Annotated in this window: 22 protein-coding genes and 5 tRNA genes; 19 read left to right on the forward strand and 8 right to left on the reverse strand. The window is 72.5% G+C overall.

Annotated elements, in window-relative coordinates; all coding sequences use genetic code 11:
• Positions 1-218 precede the first annotated feature (218 nt).
• The 9 genes from ACIQNG_RS23900 to ACIQNG_RS23940 all read left to right on the forward strand — a co-directional run bounded on the left by ACIQNG_RS23900 (position 219) and on the right by ACIQNG_RS23940 (position 4,673).
• A complete protein-coding gene (locus ACIQNG_RS23900) occupies positions 219-1,004 on the forward strand; it encodes a fumarylacetoacetate hydrolase family protein (RefSeq protein ID WP_401432398.1) in 786 nt (261 codons plus the stop codon).
• Positions 997-2,481, forward strand: coding sequence for a glutamate--tRNA ligase (gltX, locus tag ACIQNG_RS23905; RefSeq protein ID WP_401487637.1), 1,485 nt, complete (start codon positions 997-999; stop codon positions 2,479-2,481). The genes ACIQNG_RS23900 and gltX overlap by 8 nt, the downstream gene beginning before the upstream one ends.
• A gap of 134 nt (positions 2,482-2,615) precedes the next feature.
• The gene (locus ACIQNG_RS23910; RefSeq protein WP_401432403.1) at positions 2,616-3,290 is read left to right on the forward strand and encodes a DUF4241 domain-containing protein; all 675 of its coding nucleotides are present in this window, start codon (positions 2,616-2,618) and stop codon (positions 3,288-3,290) included.
• 49 nt (positions 3,291-3,339) lie between these two features.
• Entirely contained in the window at positions 3,340-4,071 is a 732-nt protein-coding gene (locus ACIQNG_RS23915; RefSeq protein WP_401487639.1) for an HAD family hydrolase, read from the forward strand.
• 90 nt (positions 4,072-4,161) lie between these two features.
• Positions 4,162-4,233, forward strand: a tRNA-Gln gene (locus ACIQNG_RS23920).
• Between the two features lie 40 nt (positions 4,234-4,273).
• A tRNA-Glu gene (locus ACIQNG_RS23925) sits at positions 4,274-4,346 on the forward strand.
• 61 nt (positions 4,347-4,407) lie between these two features.
• A tRNA-Glu gene (locus ACIQNG_RS23930) sits at positions 4,408-4,480 on the forward strand.
• 20 nt (positions 4,481-4,500) lie between these two features.
• A tRNA-Gln gene (locus ACIQNG_RS23935) sits at positions 4,501-4,572 on the forward strand.
• A 28-nt stretch (positions 4,573-4,600) separates the two neighbouring features.
• Positions 4,601-4,673, forward strand: a tRNA-Glu gene (locus tag ACIQNG_RS23940).
• Between the two features lie 262 nt (positions 4,674-4,935).
• On the opposite strand, the gene ndgR is transcribed toward ACIQNG_RS23940, so the two are convergent.
• Complete coding sequence (gene ndgR / locus ACIQNG_RS23945; RefSeq protein ID WP_401432409.1) at positions 4,936-5,652, reverse strand: IclR family transcriptional regulator NdgR; 717 nt, start codon at positions 5,650-5,652, stop codon at positions 4,936-4,938.
• Between the two features lie 202 nt (positions 5,653-5,854).
• Between ndgR and leuC the strand changes: the two genes are divergently transcribed.
• The 4 genes from leuC to ACIQNG_RS23965 all read left to right on the forward strand — a co-directional run bounded on the left by leuC (position 5,855) and on the right by ACIQNG_RS23965 (position 9,186).
• A complete protein-coding gene (leuC, locus tag ACIQNG_RS23950; RefSeq protein WP_401487642.1) occupies positions 5,855-7,279 on the forward strand; it encodes a 3-isopropylmalate dehydratase large subunit in 1,425 nt (474 codons plus the stop codon).
• A 6-nt stretch (positions 7,280-7,285) separates the two neighbouring features.
• The gene (gene leuD, locus ACIQNG_RS23955) at positions 7,286-7,879 is read left to right on the forward strand and encodes a 3-isopropylmalate dehydratase small subunit (RefSeq protein ID WP_401487644.1); all 594 of its coding nucleotides are present in this window, start codon (positions 7,286-7,288) and stop codon (positions 7,877-7,879) included.
• A gap of 288 nt (positions 7,880-8,167) precedes the next feature.
• Complete coding sequence (locus ACIQNG_RS23960) at positions 8,168-8,398, forward strand: hypothetical protein (RefSeq protein ID WP_401432416.1); 231 nt, start codon at positions 8,168-8,170, stop codon at positions 8,396-8,398.
• Between the two features lie 137 nt (positions 8,399-8,535).
• Positions 8,536-9,186, forward strand: coding sequence for an HU family DNA-binding protein (locus ACIQNG_RS23965; protein WP_401432418.1), 651 nt, complete (start codon positions 8,536-8,538; stop codon positions 9,184-9,186).
• Positions 9,187-9,318: 132 nt separating this feature from the next.
• Here the strand turns inward: ACIQNG_RS23965 and ACIQNG_RS23970 are convergent, their stop codons facing one another.
• Both ACIQNG_RS23970 and cofC read right to left on the reverse strand, forming a co-directional pair.
• Positions 9,319-9,534, reverse strand: coding sequence for a hypothetical protein (locus tag ACIQNG_RS23970; RefSeq protein WP_401432420.1), 216 nt, complete (start codon positions 9,532-9,534; stop codon positions 9,319-9,321).
• Positions 9,535-9,543: 9 nt separating this feature from the next.
• Positions 9,544-10,182: a 2-phospho-L-lactate guanylyltransferase gene (gene cofC / locus ACIQNG_RS23975; protein WP_401432423.1), complete on the reverse strand. Its 639-nt coding sequence runs from the start codon at positions 10,180-10,182 to the stop codon at positions 9,544-9,546.
• 189 nt (positions 10,183-10,371) lie between these two features.
• Here cofC and ACIQNG_RS23980 point away from each other — a divergent pair, with 189 nt between their 5' ends.
• From ACIQNG_RS23980 to ACIQNG_RS23990, 3 genes are all read left to right on the forward strand, one after another.
• The gene (locus ACIQNG_RS23980; protein WP_401432426.1) at positions 10,372-11,136 is read left to right on the forward strand and encodes a lysophospholipid acyltransferase family protein; all 765 of its coding nucleotides are present in this window, start codon (positions 10,372-10,374) and stop codon (positions 11,134-11,136) included.
• A complete protein-coding gene (locus tag ACIQNG_RS23985; RefSeq protein ID WP_401432429.1) occupies positions 11,133-12,143 on the forward strand; it encodes an NAD(P)H-dependent glycerol-3-phosphate dehydrogenase in 1,011 nt (336 codons plus the stop codon). Before ACIQNG_RS23980 ends, ACIQNG_RS23985 begins: the two co-directional genes overlap by 4 nt.
• A gap of 103 nt (positions 12,144-12,246) precedes the next feature.
• The gene (locus ACIQNG_RS23990) at positions 12,247-13,404 is read left to right on the forward strand and encodes a D-alanine--D-alanine ligase family protein (protein ID WP_401487647.1); all 1,158 of its coding nucleotides are present in this window, start codon (positions 12,247-12,249) and stop codon (positions 13,402-13,404) included.
• A 40-nt stretch (positions 13,405-13,444) separates the two neighbouring features.
• Here ACIQNG_RS23990 and ACIQNG_RS23995 read toward each other — a convergent pair whose 3' ends face one another.
• Together ACIQNG_RS23995 and ACIQNG_RS24000 are read right to left on the reverse strand one after the other, a co-directional pair.
• The gene (locus ACIQNG_RS23995; RefSeq protein ID WP_401487649.1) at positions 13,445-13,945 is read right to left on the reverse strand and encodes a DUF3515 domain-containing protein; all 501 of its coding nucleotides are present in this window, start codon (positions 13,943-13,945) and stop codon (positions 13,445-13,447) included.
• 20 nt (positions 13,946-13,965) lie between these two features.
• Positions 13,966-14,199: an Lrp/AsnC family transcriptional regulator gene (locus tag ACIQNG_RS24000; RefSeq protein ID WP_037677600.1), complete on the reverse strand. Its 234-nt coding sequence runs from the start codon at positions 14,197-14,199 to the stop codon at positions 13,966-13,968.
• Between the two features lie 179 nt (positions 14,200-14,378).
• Between ACIQNG_RS24000 and ACIQNG_RS24005 the strand changes: the two genes are divergently transcribed.
• Both ACIQNG_RS24005 and thiD read left to right on the forward strand, forming a co-directional pair.
• Positions 14,379-15,344 carry a thiamine-phosphate kinase gene (locus ACIQNG_RS24005; RefSeq protein WP_401432438.1) on the forward strand — a complete coding sequence of 322 codons (966 nt, stop codon included), beginning with the start codon at positions 14,379-14,381 and terminating at the stop codon, positions 15,342-15,344.
• Positions 15,341-16,168: a bifunctional hydroxymethylpyrimidine kinase/phosphomethylpyrimidine kinase gene (gene thiD / locus ACIQNG_RS24010; protein ID WP_401487652.1), complete on the forward strand. Its 828-nt coding sequence runs from the start codon at positions 15,341-15,343 to the stop codon at positions 16,166-16,168. The genes ACIQNG_RS24005 and thiD overlap by 4 nt, the downstream gene beginning before the upstream one ends.
• 223 nt (positions 16,169-16,391) lie before the next feature.
• On the opposite strand, the gene rpmB is transcribed toward thiD, so the two are convergent.
• Complete coding sequence (gene rpmB / locus ACIQNG_RS24015; protein WP_003993230.1) at positions 16,392-16,577, reverse strand: 50S ribosomal protein L28; 186 nt, start codon at positions 16,575-16,577, stop codon at positions 16,392-16,394.
• A 302-nt stretch (positions 16,578-16,879) separates the two neighbouring features.
• On the opposite strand from rpmB, the gene ACIQNG_RS24020 reads away from it, so the two are divergent.
• The gene (locus ACIQNG_RS24020) at positions 16,880-18,700 is read left to right on the forward strand and encodes a DAK2 domain-containing protein (protein ID WP_401487653.1); all 1,821 of its coding nucleotides are present in this window, start codon (positions 16,880-16,882) and stop codon (positions 18,698-18,700) included.
• 24 nt (positions 18,701-18,724) lie between these two features.
• On the opposite strand, the gene ACIQNG_RS24025 is transcribed toward ACIQNG_RS24020, so the two are convergent.
• Both ACIQNG_RS24025 and ACIQNG_RS24030 read right to left on the reverse strand, forming a co-directional pair.
• On the reverse strand, positions 18,725-21,685 hold the full coding sequence (locus ACIQNG_RS24025) for a tetratricopeptide repeat protein (RefSeq protein ID WP_401487655.1): 2,961 nt from the start codon (positions 21,683-21,685) through the stop codon (positions 18,725-18,727).
• Positions 21,685-23,565, reverse strand: coding sequence for an HSP90 family protein (locus ACIQNG_RS24030; RefSeq protein ID WP_401432448.1), 1,881 nt, complete (start codon positions 23,563-23,565; stop codon positions 21,685-21,687). Before ACIQNG_RS24030 ends, ACIQNG_RS24025 begins: the two co-directional genes overlap by 1 nt.
• Positions 23,566-23,660: the final 95 nt, after the last annotated feature.

The following is a 23,660-nucleotide window of genomic DNA, read 5'->3' on the forward strand; positions in this document are numbered from 1 at the left end:
TGCCGGGCGGAAGGCCCGCTTGTGCCCGGCCCCCGTCCCGTCATCCGGCGGAACGCCCGCCCCTGCCCGGCCCCCGCCCGGGCATCCGGGCCGAATGCCCGCCCCCGCCCGGACCCCGCCCGACCCCCGTCCGGATATCCCGGGCGGAACGCCCGCCTCTGCCGGGATAGCCTGGAGCGTCAGACTCCACCCGGCTCAGTGAGGGGCGCGAGGATCCCGTGCGCATCGCCAGATTCTCCATCGACGGGAACGTCGCTTTCGGCGCGGTCGAGGGCGACCGGCCCGACCAGCTCGTCCTCGACATCATCAAGGGCATCCCGTTCACGGACTTCGAGCTGTCCGGCACCAAGGTGCCGCTGAGCAAGGTACGGCTGCTGCCGCCGGTCCTGCCCAGCAAGGTCATCGCCTTCGGCCGCAACTACGCCGAGCACGCGCGGGAACTCGGCAACGAGGTGCCCGACGCCCCGTTCGCCTTCCTCAAGCCCTCCACCGCCGTCATCGGCCCCGGCGACGAGATCCAGTACCCCTCCTTCACCGAGGACCTGCACCACGAGGCCGAGCTGGCCGTCGTCATCGGCCGCCTCTGCCGCGAGGTCCCGCGCGACCGCGTCCAGGACGTCATCCTCGGCTACACCTGCGCCAACGACGTCACCGCGCGGGACGTCCAGAAGCGCGAGAAGCAGTGGGCCCGGGCCAAGGGCTTCGACACCTCCTGCCCGCTCGGCCCCTGGGTCGAGACCGACCTGGACCTCGCCACCGCGTCCGACCTGACCATCCAGCTCACGGTCAACGGCGCCCAGCGCCAGCTCGGCCGCACCAGCGAGATGACCCACTCCATCGCGGACCTGATCGTCAACATCACCGAGGCCATGACCCTGCTCCCCGGTGACGTCATCCTCACCGGCACCCCGGCAGGGGTCGGCCCCCTCACCGTCGGCGACGAGGTCGCCGTCAGCATCGAAGGCATCGGCACTCTCACCAACAAGGTTGTCAAGCGTGGCTAGCGCACCCGGCTCCCCCGTACGCGTCCGTTTCTGCCCCTCGCCCACCGGTAACCCCCATGTGGGCCTGGTCCGCACCGCCCTGTTCAACTGGGCGTTCGCCCGGCACCACCAGGGCACCCTGGTCTTCCGCATCGAGGACACCGACGCGGCCCGCGACTCCGAGGAGTCCTACGACCAGCTCATCGACGCGATGCGCTGGCTGGGCTTCGACTGGGACGAGGGCCCCGAGATCGGCGGCCCGCACGCCCCCTACCGCCAGTCGCAGCGCATGGACCTCTACGCCGACGTGGCCCGCAGGCTGCTCGACGCCGGCCACGCCTACCACTGCTACTGCTCCCAGGAGGAGCTGGACTCCCGCCGCGAGGCCGCCCGCGCCGCCGGGAAGCCCTCCGGCTACGACGGCCACTGCCGCGACCTCACCCCCGCCCAGGTCGAGGAGTACCGCGCCCAGGGCCGTACCGCGATCGTCCGCTTCCGGATGCCGGACGAGACCATCACCTTCACCGACCTGGTCCGCGGCGAACTGACCTTCACCCCGGAGAACGTCCCGGACTACGGGATCGTACGAGCCAACGGGGCCCCCCTCTACACGCTCGTGAACCCGGTCGACGACGCCCTGATGGAGATCACCCACGTCCTGCGCGGCGAGGACCTGCTCTCCTCCACCCCGCGCCAGATCGCCCTCTACAAGGCGCTCATCGAGCTGGGCGTCGCCAAGGACGTCCCCGCCTTCGGGCACCTCCCCTACGTCATGGGCGAGGGCAACAAGAAGCTCTCCAAGCGCGACCCCCAGTCCTCCCTCAACCTCTACCGCGAGCGCGGCTTCCTGCCCGAGGGACTGCTCAACTACCTCTCCCTGCTGGGCTGGTCGCTCTCCGCCGACCAGGACATCTTCGGCATGCCGGAGATGGTCGCGGCCTTCGACATCAAGGACGTGAACCCCAACCCGGCCCGCTTCGACCTGAAGAAGTGCGAGGCCATCAACGCCGACCACATCCGGCTCCTCGATGTGAAGGACTTCACCGAGCGCTGCCGCCCCTGGCTCCAGGCCCCCGCCGCGCCCTGGGCCCCCGAGGCGTTCGACGAGACCAAGTGGCAGGCGATCGCCCCGCACGCCCAGACCCGTCTCAAGGTCCTCTCGGAGATCACCGACAACGTCGACTTCCTCTTCCTCGCCGAGCCCGTCCACGACGAGGCGAGCTGGGCCAAGGCCATGAAGGAAGGCTCCGACGCGTTGCTGCGCACGGCCCGCGAGAAGCTGGAGGCCGCCGACTGGACCTCCGCCGAGTCCCTCAAGGAGGCCGTCCTCGCGGCCGGCGAGGCCCATGGCCTCAAGCTCGGCAAGGCCCAGGCCCCGGTCCGGGTGGCCGTCACCGGCCGCACCGTCGGCCTGCCGCTCTTCGAGTCCCTGGAGGTCCTGGGCAAGGAGGCCACCCTGACCCGGATCGACGCGGCCCTCGCCCGGCTGGCGGGCTGAACGGCTCCGCCAGGAGGAGAACCACCCGCACAGGGGCGGCGGCCGGCCGGGCCGCCGCCCCTGTCGCGTCGCTGCCGGCGCCACCCACTACTCTTCCGGATCGCCGCACACAGGATCAGGAAAGGCCCCCCGCGATGCCCATGTCCCCCCGCGACTACACCTGGCTGTTCACCCCGGGCAGCACCTTCACCTACGACACCGGGGAGAGGGGCGTGATCCATGTGGTCGACGGCGGGGAACTGGACCTGCCCACCGGCCGGGTCGTCGCCTGCGACCCGTTCGTCAGCCTCGGCACCGGCGCGGTCGAACCGTTCACGGTCACCGTCACCCCCGGCCGCTACCGCGTCGAGGCCGCCCTCGCCACCCTCACCGCGCCCGACGAGCCCGAGTCCGGCGAACCGCATCTGCGGGTGACCGCGGCCCGGCTGGTCGTCCGGGACGAACCCGCCACGACCTGGGAGTTGGCCACCGTCGGCGACCAGGACCCGGCCGACCTCGGCGACGACGAGTTCTTCGGCTACGGCGTCGACGCCGGCACCGGCTGCTTCTACGACCTCGCCGCCGAAGCGGGCTTCCCCGAGGGCGAGGCCGAGGAGGGACCGCTGTGGGACGCCTTCGAGAACAGCGACTGGGCGGAAGGACCCCACCTGGTCACCTCCCCCGGGACCGGGCACACCGTGGCCGCCTTCACCTCCGGCTGGGGCGACGGCGCCTACCCCACCTGGATCGGCCGCACCACGGCCGGCGAGGTCACCTGCTTCCTCACCGACTTCCTGGTGGCCCCGGACCCGGCGGGGGACCGGGGCTGACCCGGGGAACCCCGCCCGTGCCCGCGCGCCGCCGGGTTACCGTCGGACCATGAGCATCCGAGCCGTGGTCTGGGACGTGGACGACACCCTCTTCGACTACACGTCGGCGGACCGCGCGGGCCTGGGCGGCCATCTGGCGGCCGAGGGCCTGCTCGACGCGTACGGCGGGGCCGAGCGGGCCCTCGCCCACTGGCGCGCGACCACCGAACAGCACTGGGCCCGGTTCGCGGCCGGTGAGGCCACCTTCCGGCAACAGCGCCGCGACCGCGTACGGGCGTTCCTCGACCGTGAGCTGACCGACGCGGCGGCGGACGCCTGGTTCGACCGCTACCTCACCCACTACGAGGCCGCCTGGGCGCTCTTCCCGGATGTGCTGCCGGTCCTGGACACCCTCGCCGCCAGCCACCGGCACGCGGTGCTCTCCAACTCCAGCCTCGGCGTCCAGGACCGCAAACTGCGGGTCCTCGGGGTGCGCGACCGCTTCGAGAGCGTGCTGTGCGCCGCCGAGCTGGGCGTCTCCAAGCCGCAGGCCGCCGCCTTCGCCGCCGCCTGCGAGGCCCTCGGCCTGCCACCGCGCGAAGTGGCCTACGTCGGTGACCATCCGGAGATCGACGGGCGCGGGGCGTCCGCGGCCGGACTGCTGTCGGTGTGGCTCGACCGGCCCGGGGCGGGGACCGGCGGCGAGGTGCCCGAGGGCGGCCACCGGATCGCCTCCCTCGCCGAACTCCCCGTGCTGCTCGGCGCGGATACCCGTTTTGGAGCCCCGTCCTCCTTCGGGTAATGTTCTTCCTGCGCCGCCGGAGAGCGGGCCGAGAGGCCGGTACCGGGGGAGCGAACTAGAACAAGATCCCCTCCGGGGCTTGCGTTCCAGTGGCCTATGGTGTAATTGGCAGCACGACTGATTCTGGTTCAGTTAGTCTTGGTTCGAGTCCAGGTAGGCCAGCTCGCAGAGCTTATCTGCGCCGCAGAGATCATCTGCAAAAGCCCCCGTTGTGTAGCGGCCTAGCACGCTGCCCTCTCAAGGCAGTAGCGCCGGTTCGAATCCGGTCGGGGGTACAGATCCTTCCCGCGAGGACAGCCGGGTCGCACCCGCTGACTTCGATGCAGGATCGCTAGGGCCCCCGTTGTGTAGCGGCCTAGCACGCCGCCCTCTCAAGGCGGTAGCGCCGGTTCGAATCCGGTCGGGGGTACAAACTGGTCTAAACCACATTGGTCTATGGTGTAATTGGCAGCACGACTGATTCTGGTTCAGTTAGTCTTGGTTCGAGTCCAGGTAGACCAGCTCGGATCTGCGGAAACGTAAGATCCTCGCCCCCGTTGTGTAGCGGCCTAGCACGCCGCCCTCTCAAGGCGGTAGCGCCGGTTCGAATCCGGTCGGGGGTACGGGACGATGGCTCTTCGCTTTGGCCGGGTGGCTGGGGTGGGGGGCCGTTTTTCATGTGCGGAGGGTCTCGTGCCGTGCGCCTACGGGGCGGGTGGGGGCTGCCTCGTCGGCGGGTGCCGGTCGGTGGGGGATGATCGCGCAGTTCCCCGCGCCCCTTTGGGGCGCTTCCGCTGAGGTGGGTTGCCGTGCCCCTTGGGGGCGCTTCCGCTGGGGTAGAGGGAGGGCAGCCGCGGCGTTGGGGCTGCCCTGGTCCTCGGGGGGTCAGCCGGTGCGGCGCAGGGCCTCGGAGAGGCGGGCCGCGGAATCGATCACGGCCTGGGCGTGCATCCGGCCCGGATGGCGCGTGAGGCGCTCGATGGGACCCGAGACGGAGACCGCGGCCACCACACGGTTGGACGGGCCGCGCACCGGCGCGGAGACCGAGGCCACCCCCGGCTCCCGCTCCCCGATGGACTGCGCCCAGCCGCGCCGACGGACCCCCGACAGGGCCGTGGCCGTGAAGCGGGCGCCCTGAAGACCGCGGTGCAGCCGCTCCGGCTCCTCCCACGCCATCAGGATCTGCGCCGAGGAACCGGCCTTCATCGTGAGCGTCGAGCCCACCGGGACCGTGTCCCGCAGCCCCGACAGCCGCTCCGCCGCCGCGACACAGATACGCATGTCGCCCTGGCGCCGGTAGAGCTGGGCACTCTCACCCGTGATGTCCCGCAGATGGGTCAGGACCGGGCCGGCCGTGGCCAGCAACCGGTCCTCGCCCGCCGCCGCCGCCAGCTCGGCCAGGCGCGGGCCCAGAATGAACCGGCCCTGCATGTCGCGTGCCACCATGCGGTGATGTTCCAGGGCCACGGCCAGGCGGTGAGCCGTGGGTCGAGCCAGTCCGGTGGCCGTGACCAGACCCGCGAGGGTGGCCGGACCGGACTCCAGAGCGCTCAGGACGAGGGCCGCCTTGTCCAGAACGCCGACGCCGCTACTGTTGTCCATGCAACGATATTCCCGTCTCACTCTGTGAAACGCAAGTTCAATTTTCCGTGGAAAGCGCGACCCTGGGTTCACCAAGGCACAGGGGCCCGCGGACTCACGGGCCTGGTGGCGGGCGCCCGGATCCACGGGATCCATGGGGAGGGGGTCGCCGCCTCACGATCTCTAGTTGGGCCGGGGCGCTGCGCCGGCCGGAGGGAAAGCGATGGGTAGGACACTCGCGGAGAAGGTCTGGGACGACCATGTCGTCCGGCGCGCGGAGGGCGAGCCCGACCTTCTCTACATCGATCTGCACCTGCTGCACGAGGTGACCAGCCCCCAGGCGTTCGACGGCCTCCGCAAGAACGGCCGCCCCGTGCGGCGCCTTGACCTGACCATCGCCACCGAGGACCACAACACCCCGACCCTCGACATCGACAAGCCCATCGCGGACCCGGTCTCCCGGGTCCAGCTGGAGACGCTGCGCAAGAACTGCGCCGACTTCGGGGTGCGGCTGCACCCGCTCGGCGACGTCGAGCAGGGCGTCGTCCATGTCGTGGGCCCGCAGCTGGGACTGACCCAGCCCGGCACGACGGTGGTCTGCGGTGACTCGCACACCTCCACGCACGGCGCCTTCGGCGCGCTGGCGTTCGGCATCGGCACCTCGCAGGTCGAGCATGTGCTGGCCACCCAGACGCTGCCCCTGGCCCGTCCGAAGACCATGGCGATCACGGTCGACGGCGAGCTGCCCGACGCCGTCACCGCCAAGGACCTGATCCTGGCGATCATCGCGCGGATCGGCACCGGCGGCGGCCAGGGCTACATCCTGGAATACCGCGGCGAGGCCATCGAGAAGCTCTCGATGGAGGCCCGGATGACCATCTGCAACATGTCCATCGAGGCCGGCGCCCGGGCAGGCATGATCGCCCCCGACGAGACCACCTTCGCCTACCTCAAGGGCCGCGCGCACGCCCCCGAGGGCCAGGAGTGGGACGAGGCGGTCGCGTACTGGAAGACGCTGCGCACGGACGACGACGCCGAGTTCGACGCCGAGGTGGTCATCGACGCCGCCGCACTGTCGCCGTTCGTCACCTGGGGCACCAACCCCGGGCAGGGCGCACCGCTTTCGGCGTCCGTCCCCGACCCGGCTTCGTACGAAGACGCCTCGGAGCGGCTCGCCGCCGAAAAGGCCCTGGAATACATGGGGTTGGCGGCCGGACAGCCGCTGCGCTCCATCGACGTGGACACCGTCTTCGTAGGTTCCTGCACCAACGGACGGATCGAGGACCTGCGGGCCGCGGCCTCGATCCTCAAGGACCGCAAAGTCGCCGACGGCGTACGGATGCTGGTCGTGCCGGGCTCGGCCCGGGTGGGTCTCCAGGCCGTCTCCGAGGGTCTGGACGTGGTCTTCAAGGAGGCCGGCGCCGAGTGGCGGCACGCGGGCTGCTCGATGTGCCTCGGCATGAACCCCGACCAGCTCGCCCCCGGGGAGCGCTCCGCCTCCACCTCCAACCGCAACTTCGAGGGGCGCCAGGGCAAGGGCGGCCGTACCCATCTGGTGTCTCCGCAGGTCGCCGCCGCGACCGCGGTGCTGGGGCACCTGGCCTCCCCGGCCGACCTGACCGACGACCGCACGCCCGCTGGAGTCTGAACAGCCATGGAAGCATTCACCACGCACACCGGCCGGGCGGTCCCGCTGCGGCGCAGCAATGTCGACACCGACCAGATCATCCCGGCCCACTGGCTCAAGAAGGTGACCCGGGACGGGTTCGAGGACGGGCTCTTCGAGGCTTGGCGCAAGGACCCGGAGTTCGTGCTGAACCGGCCCGAGCGCCGGGGGGCCAGCGTGCTGGTCGCCGGGCCCGACTTCGGTACCGGCTCCTCCCGTGAGCACGCGGTCTGGGCCCTGCAGAACTATGGCTTCAAGGCCGTGATCTCCTCCCGTTTCGCCGATATCTTCCGTGGTAACTCGCTGAAGAACGGCCTGCTCACAGTGGTGCTGGAGCAGAAGACCGTGGACGCGCTGTGGGAGCTGACCGAGCGTGACCCCGAGGCCGAGGTGACCGTCGACCTCCAGGCCCGTGAAGTGCGCGCCGAGGGCGTCACCGCCCCCTTCGAGCTGGACGAGAACTCCCGCTGGCGGCTGCTGAACGGTCTGGACGACATCTCCATCACGCTCCAGAACGAGGCGGACATCGCCACCTACGAGGCTCGGCGGCCGGCGCACAAGCCGCGCACCCTCACCGGCTGACCGGCGGCCGGTCGGGGCGCCCCCCGGCGGACCCGCCCGACGGTCGAATTTCGGCCACGCAACACCCCGGCTGTACCCCCGATCGGCCCGATCGGGGGTACAGCCGTTTCTGCACCCGTACGGCGGCATGGGCCGCGCCGGCGTCTGTCAACTGCCCTCGTCAGAGGGGTGGTTGGCGGGCCCGGCGGCGCGCGGGGGAGCGGCCCCGCCGGGCGCCGAAAGGGCCGTTGGAGGGGGCAGTTGCCCCCCGAGCAGGCGACAACTCGCCCCAGATGGCACAATCTGTGCATGGGACACGACGGCCAACTCCAGCTCTATGCGGCGGTCGCGGACCAGCTCAAGGAAGCGCACGCAAAAGTGCGCGCACTGCAAGTCCCGGAGGGCGTACGGATGGCGCTGACCCGGAAGCTGCTGGTCATTACGGCCGCGGCCAAGCACGATCTCGCCGATGCGGCAAGGCGCCTGGAGGCGTTCACCGCGGATCTCGACGAGGGCCGAATCCCCGACGAGGAACGCTGAACGTGCCGGAGCAAGTCGAGTCCGTTGCGGCACAAGGGTGATTAGCCCGTTTCGTGTTTGATTTGCGGTATATATCTGCCTAACGTGCGAAAAAGCTTGAACACATTCGTTCTGGCGATGTCTCCGAAGGGGAAGACGTGAACAAGGCGCAGCTCGTAGAAGCGATTGCCGACAAGTTGGGTGGCCGCCAGCAGGCCGCCGATGCCGTCGACGCGGTCCTGGACGCCGTCGTCCGCGCGGTCGTGGGCGGCGACCGGGTCTCGGTCACCGGCTTCGGCTCGTTCGAGAAGGTCGAGCGTCCCGCTCGGTACGCCCGCAACCCCCAGACGGGCGAGCGGGTTCGGGTCAAGAAGACCTCCGTGCCGCGCTTCCGCGCGGGCCAGGGCTTCAAGGACCTGGTGAGCGGCTCGAAGAAGCTCCCGAAGGGCGACATCGCGGTCAAGAAGGCCCCTAAGGGCAGCCTCACCGGCGGCGCCTCCGCCACGGTGAAGAAGGCCGCGGCCAAGAAGACCACCGCCAAGAAGGCGGCCACGAAGGCGGTCGCGAAGAAGACCGTCGCCAAGAAGGCCACCGCGAAGAAGGCGACGGCCAAGAAGACCACGGCGGCGAAGAAGACCGCGGTCAAGAAGACCACGGCCACCGCCAAGAAGACGGCGGCGAAGAAGACCACCGCCAAGAAGGCGGCGGCCAAGAAGGCCCCGGCGAAGAAGGCGACGGCCAAGAAGGCCCCCGCCAAGAAGTCGACGGCCCGCAAGACCACCGCCAAGAAGGCCACCGCCCGCAAGTAGGCGGCCCCCAGGGCACTCACACGCCGGGCCGGGCTCCCACGGGAGCCCGGCCCGCGGCGTGTTCTCGCAGGTCCGGTGGGCTCGTGGGGCCACGAGTTGGAGAGGGCTCCAACACCGCCCGCAGGGCCCGGCTCAGAAGGTCTGCAACGTCACCAGGGTGATCCTGCGGTCCCCGCCCGCCCCCGCGTCGAGCGCCGACACCTCGATGCGCACCCGTTGGCCCGGCCGCAGCAGACGCAGCCCGCCCGCGTCGAAGGCGGCGGCGTCGAAGGACAGGGGAGTGCCGTCGTCCAGGAGCACCTGGCCGGTACGGGTGTCGGCGTCGTACGTGTATGCGGTCGCCTGCATGGGCGCAGCCTACTGCCCGGCGATCAGCAGGCGCGCGGCCACCGCCGCCGTCCGGGGCCCCACCCCGAGGGCCAGCGCGGCCCGCAGATCGGCGCCGGTGTCCACGTCCTGCCGTACGGAATCCACCGCCTCCGGCCGGAGTTCCGCGGCACCCGAGGCGCGGTGCCGGGCACGGGAATCCGGGCCGAATGCCGGGAGCAATTCCGCGGCGGACCCGGCGGCCAGCAGGGTGGTGCCCACACCGGCCGCGTCCGGCAGGAAAGCGCGCGGGAATTGCCCCGCCGCCTCCAGCACCCGGGCCAATTCCGCCGGGCGCAGCGCCGGGAGATCGGCGTTGAGGGCGGCCACCGCGCTATTCGGGCGGATGGCCCGTACCATTGCCGCGCCGTACTCCAGGGCCGCGTTCAGACCGCCGCCCGGTTCGTCCGGAAGGATGCGCGCGCCGAGTAGGGACAGTTCGCGGGCGGCCCGCGCGTCGTCCGTGACGACTGCCACATCCCGCACCGCGGGGCAGGCCAGCGCCGCGCCCACCGTGTCCTGGGCGAAGGCCAGTGCCAAGCCCGGGCGCAGCGTGTCAGCCGCCGTGTCCGCGAGCCTGCTCTTGGCCCGCGCCAAGGGCTTCAGGGGTACCACCAAGGTCCACTGCACCTGCGTTTCCGTCCCTCTCTCGTCGCGGTCATTGTCACCCGGCCCCACCGCCCGCTCTCCCGCCGGAGGTGCGCGCGGCTTCTCGGGGGAGCGCTGGCCGGGGACCGGCGGGCGTACGGTGTTCTCGACAGACAGGCGGCCTGGGGCGACACTTGTGCGGCCCCCCAGGCCCAAGAGGAAGGTGTTCGCGTGCCCCGCCGCAGAAAGGGCTTCTGGTACCGCTTCGCCGCGGTGCTCTGCAAACCTCCGCTGCTGGTTCTGCTCAAGCGGGACTGGCGCGGAATGGAGCACATTCCGGCCGAGGGCGGATTTATCACCGTGGTGAACCACAATTCCCACGTCGATCCCTTCGCGTACGCGCACTTCCAGTACAACACCGGACGGGTTCCGCGATTCCTGGCGAAGAGCGGGCTTTTCAAGAAGGGCTTCGTCGGCGCCGCCATGCGGGGCACCGGCCAGATCCCCGTCTACCGGGAGAGCACCGACGCACTCAGCGCCTTCCGCGCCGCCATCGACGCCGTGGAGCGCGGTGAGTGCGTCGCCTTCTATCCCGAGGGGACCATCACCCGCGACCCCGACGGCTGGCCCATGACCGGCAAGACCGGCGCGGCCCGGGTCGCGCTGAAGACCAGGTGCCCGGTCGTCCCGGTCGCCCAGTGGGGGGCCAACGAGTTGCTGCCCCCGTACGCCAGGCGGCCCGACGTCCTGCCGCGCAAGACCCACCGGGTGCTGGCCGGCCCCCCGGTGGACCTCTCCCGTTTCCACGGCAAGGAGATGACCGCGGAGGTCCTCAAGGAGGCCACCGAGGAGATCATGGCCGCCATCACCCGCCTGCTGGAGCAGATCCGCGGCGAACAGGCACCCGCCGCGCCCTACGACCCGCGCCGCGAGCGCGTCGAGCAGCGCCGGCGGACCCAGCAGCAGACCGAACGACCGGAGGGTCAGAGCAAGTGAGCAAGGCGGTCAAGGCGGCGGTCTTCAGCGCCGGTTCATGGGGCACGGCGTTCGGCATCGTGCTCGCCGACGCGGGGTGCGACGTCACCCTGTGGGCACGCCGCGCGGAGGTCGCGGACGCCATCAACTCCACCCGGACCAACCCCGACTACTTCCCGGGCGTCGAACTGCCGCAGAACCTGCGCGCCACCACCGACCCCGCCGAGGCCGCCGACGGCGCCGACCTCACCGTACTGTCCGTGCCCTCGCAGACCCTGCGCGAGAACCTCGCCGCCTGGACGCCGCTGCTGGCGCCCGGCACGGTCCTGGTCTCCCTGATGAAGGGCGTCGAACTCGGCACGACCATGCGGATGAGCGAGGTCATCGCCGATGTCACGGGCGCCGGGCCCGAGCGGATCGCCGTGGTCTCCGGTCCCAACCTCGCCCGGGAGATCGCCGCGCGGATGCCCGCCGCCTCGGTGGTGGCCTGTGCCGACGACGGCGTGGCCCAGCGGCTCCAGGCCGCCTGCCACACCCCCTACTTCCGCCCGTACACCAACACCGATGTCCTCGGCTGCGAACTGGGCGGCGCGGTCAAGAACGTCATCGGGCTCGCCGTCGGCATCGCGGACGGCATGGGCCTCGGCGACAACGCCAAGGGCTCGCTCATCACCCGCGGCCTCGCCGAGACCACCCGCCTCGGCCACGCCATGGGCGCCGACCCGCTGACCTTCTCCGGACTCGCGGGCCTCGGCGACCTGGTGGCCACCTGCTCCTCACCGCTCTCCCGCAACCACACCTTCGGTACCAACCTCGGCAAGGGCATGACCCTGGAGCAGACCATCGCGGTCACCAAGCAGACCGCCGAGGGCGTCAAGTCCTGCGAGTCGGTGCTGGATCTGGCCCGCCGGCACGGAGTGGACATGCCCATCACCGAGACGGTCGTCGGCATCGTCCACGAGGGCAAGCCGCCGGTGGTCGCCCTCAAGGAACTGATGTCGCGCAGCGCGAAGCCCGAACGACACTGAGCGACCTCCGGCGCCGGCGGTGGGTCCGCGGCGGTGACGATGCCGCGCCACCGCCGCGCAGGCGCTAGGAGGGAAAAGGGCCACCGGGTACGCTCAACCCGATATGAGCAGCGAGAACCTCCCCCGGATTTCCGGGCAGCCCTCCCGTAAGCCGCGTGTGGCCGTCGTGTTCGGCGGTCGCAGCTCCGAGCACGGCATCTCCGTGGTCACCGCCGGCGCCGTCCTGCGCGCCATCGACCGGACCAAGTACGAGGTGCTGCCGATCGGCATCACCCAGGACGGCCGCTGGGCGCTCACCACCGACGACCCCGAGCGCATGGCCATCGCCGACCGCCGCACCCCCAGCGTCGACGAACTCACCGAGTCGTCCGACGGCGCCGTGGTGCTCCCCGTCGACCCCGCCGACCGGGAAGTCGTCTACAGCGAACCCGGCGCGGTGCCCAAGGCGCTGGGCGAGGTCGACATCGTCTTCCCGCTGCTGCACGGCCCCTACGGCGAGGACGGCACGCTCCAGGGACTGCTCGAACTCTCCGGTGTCCCCTATGTCGGCTCCGGTGTACTCGCCTCGGCCGTCGGCCAGGACAAGGAGTACATGAAGCGGGTCTTCACCTCCTTCGGCCTCGACGTCGGCCCCTACCTGGTGATCCGCCCCCGGGAGTGGCAGCGCGAGGAGTCCGCCGCCCGCAAGCGGATCGTGGACTTCGCGGGCGAGCACGGCTGGCCGCTGTTCGTGAAGCCGGCCCGGGCCGGCTCCTCCATCGGCATCACCAAGGTCGACGACCTCTCCGGCCTGGACGAGGCCATCGCCGAGGCCCAGCGCCACGACCCGAAGATCCTGGTCGAGGCCGCGCTGCGGGGCCGGGAGATCGAGTGCGGGGTGCTGGAGTTCGAGGACGGCCCGCGGGCCTCCGTACCCGCCGAGATCCCGCCGCCCCAGGCCCACGCGTACTACGACTTCGAGGCCAAGTACATCGACTCCACCCCCGGTCTGGTCCCCGCCCCGCTCACCGCCGAGGAGACCGCCGACGTCCAGCGCCTGGCCGTGGCCGCCTTCGAGGCCGCGTCCTGCGAGGGCCTGGTCCGCGCGGACTTCTTCCTCACGGAGTCCGGCACGTTCGTGATCAACGAGATCAACACCATGCCCGGCTTCACACCGATCTCGATGTATCCGCAGATGTGGCAGGCGAGCGGAGTGAGCTACGGCGAACTGGTGGACCGCCTCATCCAGGCGGCCCTCAACCGCCCGACGGGCCTGCGGTAGCCCACCGCCACGACGGATCCCTCCGGAGCCCGCTCGCTGTTCAGCCGGCGATCCCCGGGGGGATCGCCGACTTGATCGGCGGGGCCAGTTCCACCAGCACCCCCGTGCTGTCCCGCCCCGAGGGCACCGTCACCTCCACATACGCGGAGCGGTTCGCGGTGGTGAACCGGAACGCCCCCTCGGCGGCCCTCTCCTGGAGCCACTCGACCCCGTCCACCCCGCCCGCGATGGCCCGGTCGTCCCGTCCCTCGGCGACCTTCGGATCGATCATCTTCGGGGGTCGTTCCACACCGCACCGCAGTATGATCGCCGGGCTCCCCCACCCCGCGGTCAGCTTCGACCCGGGCTCGGGATCCGTACGGTCCTGACCCTCCAGCTCCGTGGGCAGCGCAGCGTCCAGCTCATGACACAACTCGGTCACCGCGGCGTCCGGCGACGGAACCGCGGTGGTGGCCGAGCCGTCTGCTGAGGAGCAGCCCGCGACGGTGAGCGCGAGCAGGAGCGGGGGCAGTCCGACGAGCCGGTGGCGGGAGAATCTCACCGGCCAAGCCTAGACGGGGGCTACAGATGTACGACCGGGCAGGTCAGGGTGCGCGTGATGCCGTCCACTTGCTGGACTTTCGCGACCACCATGCGGCCCAGGTCATCGACGGTGTCGGCCTGGGCGCGGACGATGACGTCATAGGGTCCCGTCACGTCCTCGGCCTGGACGACTCCAGGGATCTTGCTGATGGTCTCGGCGACGGTCGACGCTTTGCCGACCTCCGTCTGGATCAGGATGTACGCCTGTACCACGGAACCTCCAGGGCGGCCACGAGGATCATGTGGGGAAAAGGAACGCCACGGTATCGCGTCGCCGCTCGCCACGGGGAGACCTGGGGTGACCGGCGCACGCGCGCCGGGGTGCACCACCGCCGGACGTTGACGACAGGGACAGCTGCGAGTACCGCAGGAACAGAAGGGGCGTAAGGGCAATGAAGGGCACTGTGGGTGAGCTGGGTGAGTTTGGGCTCATCAGGGAGCTGACCTCCCGGCTCACCAGCACCCCGGCGGTCCGTGTCGGCCCCGGCGACGACGCCGCGGTGGTCGCCGCGCCCGACCGCCGGGTGGTGGCGAGCACCGACATACTCCTGGAGGGCCGGCACTTCCGCCGTGACTGGTCCACGGCCTACGACGTGGGCCGCAAGGCCGCCGCGCAGAACCTCGCGGACATCGCCGCCATGGGCGCGGTGCCGACCGCCCTGCTGCTCGGCCTGGTCGTCCCCGCGGAACTCCCGGTCGCCTGGCCGACCGAGCTGATGGACGGGTTGCGCGACGAGTGCCAGGTCGCGGGCGCGGCGGTGGTAGGCGGCGACGTCGTACGCGGGGACACCATCATGGTGTCGATCACCGCGCTCGGCGATCTGCGCAACCAGGAGCCGGTCACCCGGGACGGGGCCCGGCCCGGCGACCTGGTCGCGGTGACGGGCTGGCTGGGCTGGTCCGCGGCCGGGTACGCGGTGCTGTCGCGCGGGTTCCGCTCGCCGCGCGCGTTCGTGGAGGCGCACCGGCGGCCCGAGCCGCCGTACCACGCGGGTCCGGCCGCCGCCGGGCTCGGGGCGAGCGCCATGTGCGATGTCAGCGACGGGCTGATCGCCGACCTCGGGCACATCGCCGAGGCCAGCAAGGTGCGTATCGACATCCGCTCCGGCGCGATCGACATCCCCTCGCAGATGAACGACATCGGTCAGGCGGTCGGCGTCGACCCGTTGCAGTGGGTGCTGACCGGGGGAGAGGACCACGCGATCGTCGCGACCTTCCCCCCGGACGTGAAACTGCCCGCCCGCTGGAAGGTGATCGGCGAGGTGCTCCACCCCTCCGCGCTGCCCCAGGTGACCGTGGACGGGGCACCCTGGACGAAGAAGAGCGGCTGGGACCACTTCGGGGACATCGAGTCATGAACACTTCCGCCACCTCCGCGACGGCCTCCGCGCCTCCCTGTGTCCTGACGGTGGCCGGCTCCGACTCCGGCGGCGGCGCCGGCATCCAGGCCGACCTCAAGACGATGCTCGCGCTCGGGGTGCACGGCATGAGCGTGATCACCGCCGTCACCGCGCAGAACTCGCTGGGGGTGCAGGGCGCTTGGGAACTGCCGGTCGAGGCGGTCCGGGCCCAGTACCGCAGTGTCGTGGACGACATCGGCGTCCGGGCGGTGAAGACCGGGATGCTGGCCTCGGCCGCCCTGGTCGAGACGGTCGCCGAACTGCTCGCCGACACGGACGCGCCCGCCGTCGTCGACCCGGTCGGCGTCTCCAAGCACGGCGACTCCCTGCTCGCCGCCTCCGCGCTGGACTCGGTCCGCGGCGCGCTGCTGCCCCGCGCCACCGTCGTCACCCCGAACCTGGACGAGGTGGCACAGCTGACCGGCGTACGCGTCGAGGCGGAGGCCGATCTGCGGACCGCGGCCGACGCGCTGCTGGCGTTCGGGCCGCGGTGGGTGCTGGTCAAGGGCGGTCATCTGGCGGGGGACGCCGTCGACCTGCTCACCGACGGCACGTCGGAACACTGGCTGCGCGCCCCGCGCCATGACAACCGGCACACCCACGGCACCGGCTGCACGCTCGCCTCCGCCGTCGCCGCGCGGCTGGCGCTGGGGGACCCGGTGCCCGAGGCGGTGACGGCGGCGAAACGGTATGTGACCGGGGCGATCGCGGCCGGGTTCGCGCTGGGCGCGGGGATCGGGCCGGTGGACCACGGGTGGGAACTGCGGCGCGGTACCGAGTGACATCGGTCGGTCACCGGTCGGTCACCGGGTCGATCCCCGGTCGGTCACCGGGTCGATCCCCGGTCGGTCGCCGGGTCGGTCACCGGGTCGATCCCCGGTCGGTCGCCGGTCGGTCGTTCGGTGATCCGGCCGCGGCCGTACGGGGGCATGGCAAAAAGCCGACCCACCGAAGTGGGTCGGCTCGATGCGGCGGAACCAGCGTGGCCGCGCGCTCAGCTGAGCGTCAGCGCGAGACCTTGCCGGCCTTGATGCACGAGGTGCAGGCGTTCACGCGCTTCGGCGTCCCGCCGACCACGGTACGCACACGCTGGATGTTCGGGTTCCAGCGGCGGGACGTACGGCGGTGCGAGTGCGAGATGTTGTTGCCGAAGCCCGGCCCCTTGCCGCAGACGTCGCAGTTGGCAGCCACGGGTCACTCCAAAGACTTCAGATCCACTTACGGTTGAACCCGGCAGGCCGGGATCATGACTCTGGGCCTTTTTACGGACCGTCCGAGATCTGAGTGGCGTTGCCAGGGGGAATGGCCCGATCAGGATCGGGCAACCGGAGCAGCATACAACGGCTGCGTCGGTACAACGAAATTACCATGGCTGCTCAGGGGCCCGCTCCCGCCCTCTTCCGGTGGACACCCGCCCCGGCACTACGCTGCGGCCCGTACCCCGCGACCGCGCACGATCGGCCGGGCAGGTCCGCAGGTCCTAGGAGGCACAGGTGCCGCAGACATTCCTCGATGCGCCGGCGGTGCGTGCTTGGTGCGGGCTCGCCCTGGAGGCGCTGGGCCGTGCGCGCGAGGAGATCGACGCCATCAATGTGTATCCGGTGGCGGACGGCGACACCGGGACGAATCTGTATCTGACCGTGGAGTCGGCCGCGGCGGCCGTCGAGGCCGTGTTCACGGGCCACGAGGCGGTGTCCGCAGGTCATGAGGGGGCCTCGCCCAGCGGCCGGGGGACGGCGCTCGCGGGTGACACGACGGCCACCGGGAGCACCGGGAACACCGGGAGCACCGGGAACCCCGGAGGGCCGTCGCTGGCCGACGCCGTGCGGGCCATGGCGCACGGCGCGCTGATCGGTGCGCGCGGGAACTCCGGGACCATCCTCGCCCAGCTCCTGCGCGGCATGGCACAGGTGCTCGCGGCCGACGCCGGGCGGGACGGGACGGGCCCGGGGGACGCGGGCGCCGGTGAGAACGGTCACATCGGTGGCCCGGAGCTGCGGCTGGCCCTGCGGCGCGCGGCGGACGCCGCCCGGGAGGCCGTGGCGCATCCGGTGGAGGGCACGGTCCTCTCGGTCGCCTCCGCCGCGGCCGACGCGGCAGGGGAAGCGCCGGGCGACGACTGCGGGACGGTCGCGCGGGCCGCCTACGAGGGAGCCCGTACGGCACTCGCCGCGACCCCCGGACAACTGGCCGTGCTCGGCCGGGCGGGGGTGGTGGACGCGGGGGGGCGGGGCCTGGTGGCGGTGCTGGGGGCGCTCGTGGAGACGCTCACCGGGGAGCCGCAGCGGGTGGTGGCGACGACCGCGGCCGGGGCGGGTGCCGGTTCCCGGGCGCCGTCCCCCGACACCCCGGACACCCCGGCGGACTGCGCCGACGGAACGGGGGAGGAGGGCCCCGCGTACGAGGTGATCTACCTCCTGGAAGCCGGTGACGAGGCCGTGGCCCGGCTGCGGACCCGGCTGGACGGGCTCGGGGACTCCCTGGTGGTGGTCGGCGGCGACGGGCTGTGGAACGTCCATGTGCACGTGGACGACGCGGGCGCCGCCGTGGAGGCCGGGGTGGAGGCCGGGCGGCCGTACCGCATCCGGATCACCCACTTCGGCGCCGGGGACGCGCACAGCACGCGGGCCGAGCGGACCCCCCGCGAGCGGGCCCAGCGGGCCGTGGTGGCGGTGGTGCCCGGCGAGGGCCTGGCCGGGCTGTACGCGCAGGCGGGCGCCACCACCGTCCTCGCCCGCCCCGGGGAGCCGCCCGCGAGCGGGGAACTGGTGGAGGCCGTACGGCGGGCGCACGCGCGCGAAGTGGTGCTGCTCCCCAATGACGCCGAACTGCGGCACACGGCGGCAGCGGCGGCCGAGCAGGCCCGCGTGGAGGGCGTCCGGGTGGCGCTGATCCCGACCCGGTCCGCCGTCCAGGGCATCGCGGCACTCGCCGTGCACGAGCCGGACCGGCGCTTCGACGAGGACGTCGTCGCCATGACGTCGGCGGCCGGCGCGACCCGCTACGCCGAGGTCACCGTCGCCGAACGCCAGTCCTGGACCATGGCCGGCATCTGCCAGGCCGGGGACGTCCTCGGCCTCATCGACGGTGACGTGGCGGTGATAGGCGCCGAGGTCACCGCCACCGCCGAGACCGTCCTCGACCGGATGCTCGCGGCCGGTGGTGAGCTGGTCACCCTCGTGCTGGGTGATCAGGCGCCGGAGGCGGTCGCCGGCCGGTTGGAGGCGCGGGTGCGGGAGTCGTATCTCGCTGTCGACACAGTGGTGTACCGGGGTGGTCGGCAGGGGGCCCTGCTGCTCATCGGGGTGGAGTGACCCGGAGCGGGGCCCCCGCCTTCGTCAGCGCTCCTGTTCCGACGTGGCCCGTACCAACTGCTCGGCCTCGCGCCGCCGCACCCCCACCGCCTCGTCCTCGCCGTCGGCGCCCTCGTAGGCGTCGAGCACGGCGAGCGCGCGGGCCGTCGACCGCTCCGGGTGGCCCAGTTCGGCCTCCAGCCGGCCCGCGGCCAGTTCCGCGCCGGTACGGGCGTGCAGGGCCGCCGGGCCGAGGGCGGTGAAGGCCGCCGACGCGAGGCCCAGTTGGGCCACGGCCGCCTCGAAGTCGGCGGTGCGGTCACCCACCCCCACCGCCTCGTCCTCGTCCTCCGCCAGGGCGTCGGGGTGTGTCGCGCCCCGGGACAGCAGGTCGCCGAACTGGCGGTGGGTGTGGCCGAGTTCGAAGGTCAGCCGCTGCCGCTGCTCCTCGTCCGGCGTGGCCGTCAGCGCGTCCTCGCAGGCTTCCACCGCCTCCGCCATCAGGGTCCGCGCCCGGTCGCCGCCGGACTCCGTGTCCAGCGCCAGCCACGCGCGGGCGCGCAGGGCCCGGACGAGGCCGTGGACATCGCCCAGGCTGCGCCAGAGATCGCCCGCGCGCGCGTACGCCCGGTCCGCCTCGGCCGGCAGCCCGGCCGCCCCGAGGGACTCGGCCGCCAGATGGGCGAGCGTGGCGTGGTCCTGCTGCTCCGGCCACTGCCGTGCGGTCTCCGCCGCCTGGAGCCGCCGTTCCGCCGCCGCCCGGTGCTCACCCAGCTCACCGAGGGCGTCCCCGAGCCACCACAGGGTCTGTACGACGGCCCCGTCGCCGTGCGTCTCGGCGGTCTGGTCGGCCAGCGCGGACTCCAGGACCTCGGCGGCCTCGGCGAACCGCCCCTGCTGGAGCAGGAACCCGCCCAGCAACTGCCGCGCCCAGGCACCCAGCTCCTGCCCCTCGCCCGCCTCGTCGGCCCAGTGCGCCGCCTCCAGGGCGTGCGCCGCGGCCCCGGCGCTCTGCCCGAGACCGCCCAGCACCTCGGCGAGCTGGAGATGGAGCCGGGCCCGCCCCGGCGGCTCCAGATGGGGCCCGCCGTGCTCCAGGGCCGCCCGCAGCGCCCGCTCCGCCCCGGCCTTGTCCCCGAGATGGTGCGCGAGCCCCGCCAGCCGGGCCTCGTACTCCACCGCGAACCACGGCAGCCCCGCCGTCACGAACCCGGCCGCGGCCCGCCCGAACAGCTCCGCCGAGCGCTCCGCGTCCCCGGAGTGCCCCGCCAGCTCGCCGAGGATCGCCCACGCCTCGGCGGTCCGCGCCGCGAGCCGTACGTCCTCCCCGGCCCGCTCGGCCACCAGCGCCAGCACCTCGCGCGCGGCGGCCTCGGCGGCATCCAGCACGGACCGCGGGGCCGGGCCCTCGCGCTCGTGCACGCGCCGCATCAGGATCCGGGCCCGCGCCATCACCACCGACGCGGTCTGCCGTACGCCCGTGCCGTCGGCGGCGTACAGCGCCCGCACCTCGTCGTAGGGCCCTCTCACCGAGGCGAGGGCCTCCTCGACCTCACCGGCGAGGGCGCGGACGTAGGCTCCCCGCGCGCGGGCCGCGAGGGCCTCACCGGGGTCGCCCGCCTCGGTGTAGTGCGCGGCGGCCTCCTCGAAGTACGCCAGGCCCTCGGGGCCCAGCCCCATCCCCCGGTGGTCGGCGATCTCCGCCCGGTCCCGGGGCTCCAGCGCGACCCCCTCGGCGGCCCGGGCGACGGCCGCCCACGCCTCCACGGCATGCGGCTGGAGGGTGTCCGACTGGCGGCGGGCCTCGGCCAGCAGCGCGGGCAGGTCCGGCCCGACGGCGTCGGCCACCGGCTCCGGCCGGACCGGGACCGCGCCCGGCACGGACACCGGGCGCACCGAACGCACACCCAGCGGCAGCCGCTCCACCAGCGGGCGCTGCGCCATCCGCGCGCGGGCCCGCTCACTCACGTAGGACGTCTCGTTGCGCGCGTCGAACCGCGCGGCCAGCGCCAGGGCCTCCGCGCGCGCGTGCGCGCCCAGTGCCTCCGCCGTCCAGGTGCGGCCCGCAGGCCCCGGCACCTCCTGGCCGGCGAGGCCGAGCGCCGTCAGCCGGTCCATCAGCAGCGCCACCACGCTCAGGAACTCCATGCGGCTGCGCGGATGCCCGGTGTCGGTGAAGTACGCCGGACGCTCGGCGAGCAGCTCCAGCGCGCGGGCCTCGTTCCCGCTCAGCGCGCAGAACTCCACATGGTCCGCGTACGCGCCCCGCATGCTCTCCATCGGCCGCACCAGGCGAAAGCCCCGCAGATGGTTCGCGCGGGCGTCGTCCCCGCGGCCCAGCCGCAGCAGCGGCAGCAGCGAGGAGGCGAGTGCGGTGTGCGGCTCGTGGGCGCAGGTGTACGTGCCGTCGAGGACCGGCTCCCACAGCTCCAGCGCCCGCTCGTCACGGCCCCGCTCCGCCTGCCACCAGCCCTGACCGTGCAGCTCGCAGGCGTGGCAGTCCGCCATGTCGTCCCGGTCCGCCGCCAGCCACGCCGCGTACGCCCGCTCGGCCCGGGGCACGTCCCCCACATGCGCGGCGACGCTGAACTCCGCGCTGCGCACCGCCCGCTCCGAGTGCCCCGCGAGCCGGTAGCGGTGCTCCATCTCGCCGAGCCACTTCTCGATCGAGGCGAGCGGGACGTGCGGCTGGTCCAGCATCCCGGCCGACATCCACTTGAAGACCCAGTGCAGGGAGTGCGCCTCGTACGCGTCGAAGTCCCCCGGCCGTTCGTCCCACATCCGCAGCAGCCGCGCGAACGGGACGAACATCTTGTCCTTCTCCGAGCTGTAGTTGTACACCGTCAGCTGGTGCCCGAGCGCCTCGATCACGGCGAGCGGCACGTCCAGCCGCTCGGCCTCGGCGAGCAACTGCTCTGCACGGGCGTTGCGGGCGGGCCCCTCCGGCCGCTCGGAGTTCTCCGCCATCGCCTGGCGCAGCGCGTCGAAGTCGGTGATCTCACTCATCAGAGGCCGTTCCCGGGGGAGTCGGAGTCGGGGGCGGAGCCGGTGCCGTCACCGGGGTCACCGTGCGTGGCCCATTCCAGCAGGCCGATGAAGGCACGGTTCAGCAGCGCGGAGTCGGCCGGGCGCAGGGGCCGCTGCGCCATCAGCAGGGCCTGCCCGTACAGCGACTCCGTGGCCGTGCCGATCAGCTCCCGCTCCCGGAGCGCACTGATCCGCCGGACCAGCGGATTGAGATGGTTGAGCACCAGCCGCGCGCGGGGCGCGCTGCCGCGCAGGGAACCGAGGATGCCCGCCCACAGGTCGTCGGCCTGCTCCTCGGCGTCCGCGCGGGCCTGCTCGTGCCGGGCCTGCCGGTCGTCCAGATGCAGCGCGGGCACCGACAGCGGATGGAACGCCCGCAGGACGACATCGCAGCCCAGCGGGTCCAGCGCGGCCCGGGCGGCGGCCAGGAACCCCGACAGGGCCAGCTCCTCGGCCGGGTCCACCGCGTCCAGATGGGCGGTCACCGTCTCCGCGTCCAGCTCGGACACCGACGTGCCCGGCCGCACCGAGGGCAGCGCCTCCACCAGCTCGCTGTCGTAGGTGTAGCCGCCGTTGACGACCCCGATGCCCTGGGCCGACGCGATCGGCGCGACCTGCCGGAACTCCTCCACGGTCCGGGTGAAGTGCACCACCGGGTGCCGCTGCGCGAACTCCTCCAGGGACAGCTGTCCGTCCGTCGTCTCGAACGGCAGCCAGGGCAGCATCGTGCGCAGCATCTCCTTGTCGTGCCGCGCGAGCGACTTCACGCCCAGGTGGTGCACCGCGAGGAACGCGGCGAGCCGCTGCGGGTCGCCGGCCGCGAGCCCGGTCAGCCAGGACCGGATCCGCTCACCGAGCGCCTCGCGCACGGCGGCCAGCGTCTCGTCCTCGTACAGCGACTCGCGCGACGCCGTCGGCCGCAGACTGTCCGTGTCCAGGACGCAGCGCACGAAGAACGCCCAGTCGGGCAGGAGCTGTTCGGCCCGCTCGGTCAGCAGCATGCCCTTGAGGTGCACCCGGTGCCGGGCGCGCTGGGCCGGGCTGACCGCCGACGGCAGGACGTACGCCACCCCGCGGATCCCGGCCAGCGGCACGCTCAGGTCGATCGAGTCCAGCGGTGAGAACCCGAACAGGTCGTGGCAGTGCCGGGCGAGCGCCACCCGCCGGGTCGCGGGCGACGGGTAGGGCCGGTCCCAGGGCGCGGGCAGGTCGGTGACCTCCTCGGCGCCCACCCGGACGTCGTAGGGCAGCAGCGAGCCGAAGTCCCGGGCCAGCTCCAGGACCCGCCCCTCGGCCAGCCACTCGGCCGCGCCCGCCCGGGCCACCAGATGCACGGTGGTGCCGGGTTCGGGCCGGGCCGAGTCCGGCAGCGTCCGTACGGTGTACGAGCCGTCGTCGGCGGCCGTCCACTCCACGGGCGGCGCGTCGGGCCTGCGGGCGCTGCGGCTGACCACGCGGATCTTCTCCGCGACGACGAAGCAGGCCAGCAGGCCGATACCGAACTGGCCGAGGAAGTCGGAGCGCGCCTCCTGGAGCCCTTCGGCCCGCTTGGAGCTGCGCCCGATGGTCGCGAGCAGCGTGTGCACGTCCGACTCGGTCAGTCCGACGCCGGAGTCCTCCACCCGCAGGGCGCCGTCCTCGGCGTACAGCCGTACCCGGGCGGGCGCGTCGGGCTGTTCGGCCCGTCTCGCGGTGATCGCGTCCACCGCGTTCTGCAACAGCTCGCGCAGGTAGACCTTGGGACTGGAGTAGAGGTGATGGGAGAGCAGGTCCACCAGACCACGTAGGTCGACCTGGAAGGTATGAGGGGACGGGGAGGGCTGGGGAGCCTGGGATGACTGTGAGGTCTGGGAATCCATCGTCGCTGCGCCGGTGGGGGGTGGGGCGGCGGCGCGGGGTCGGGCGGCCCCGGCTGAGCTGGTGACCGCGGAACGGACGGGAAGGACAGGAAGCT

Origin of the sequence: Streptomyces sp. NPDC091377, assembly GCF_044757045.1 — a bacterium.
GTDB lineage: Bacteria > Actinomycetota > Actinomycetes > Streptomycetales > Streptomycetaceae > Streptomyces.

Bases quoted from the DNA above. Each gene is read 5' to 3' on its own strand.
- ACIQNG_RS24030 (WP_401432448.1), bottom strand. From the start codon at position 23,565: ATGGATTCCCAGACCTCACAGTCATCCCAGGCTCCCCAGCCCTCCCCG.
- ACIQNG_RS23960 (WP_401432416.1), top strand. From the start codon at position 8,168: ATGGGACACGACGGCCAACTCCAGCTCTATGCGGCGGTCGCGGACCAG.
- ACIQNG_RS24005 (WP_401432438.1), top strand. From the start codon at position 14,379: ATGAAGGGCACTGTGGGTGAGCTGGGTGAGTTTGGGCTCATCAGGGAG.
- ACIQNG_RS24025 (WP_401487655.1), bottom strand. From the start codon at position 21,685: ATGAGTGAGATCACCGACTTCGACGCGCTGCGCCAGGCGATGGCGGAG.
- ACIQNG_RS23910 (WP_401432403.1), top strand. From the start codon at position 2,616: ATGCCCATGTCCCCCCGCGACTACACCTGGCTGTTCACCCCGGGCAGC.
- ACIQNG_RS23915 (WP_401487639.1), top strand. From the start codon at position 3,340: ATGAGCATCCGAGCCGTGGTCTGGGACGTGGACGACACCCTCTTCGAC.
- leuD (WP_401487644.1), top strand. From the start codon at position 7,286: ATGGAAGCATTCACCACGCACACCGGCCGGGCGGTCCCGCTGCGGCGC.
- thiD (WP_401487652.1), top strand. From the start codon at position 15,341: ATGAACACTTCCGCCACCTCCGCGACGGCCTCCGCGCCTCCCTGTGTC.
- ndgR (WP_401432409.1), bottom strand. From the start codon at position 5,652: ATGGACAACAGTAGCGGCGTCGGCGTTCTGGACAAGGCGGCCCTCGTC.
- ACIQNG_RS23970 (WP_401432420.1), bottom strand. From the start codon at position 9,534: ATGCAGGCGACCGCATACACGTACGACGCCGACACCCGTACCGGCCAG.
- leuC (WP_401487642.1), top strand. From the start codon at position 5,855: ATGGGTAGGACACTCGCGGAGAAGGTCTGGGACGACCATGTCGTCCGG.
- ACIQNG_RS23990 (WP_401487647.1), top strand. From the start codon at position 12,247: ATGAGCAGCGAGAACCTCCCCCGGATTTCCGGGCAGCCCTCCCGTAAG.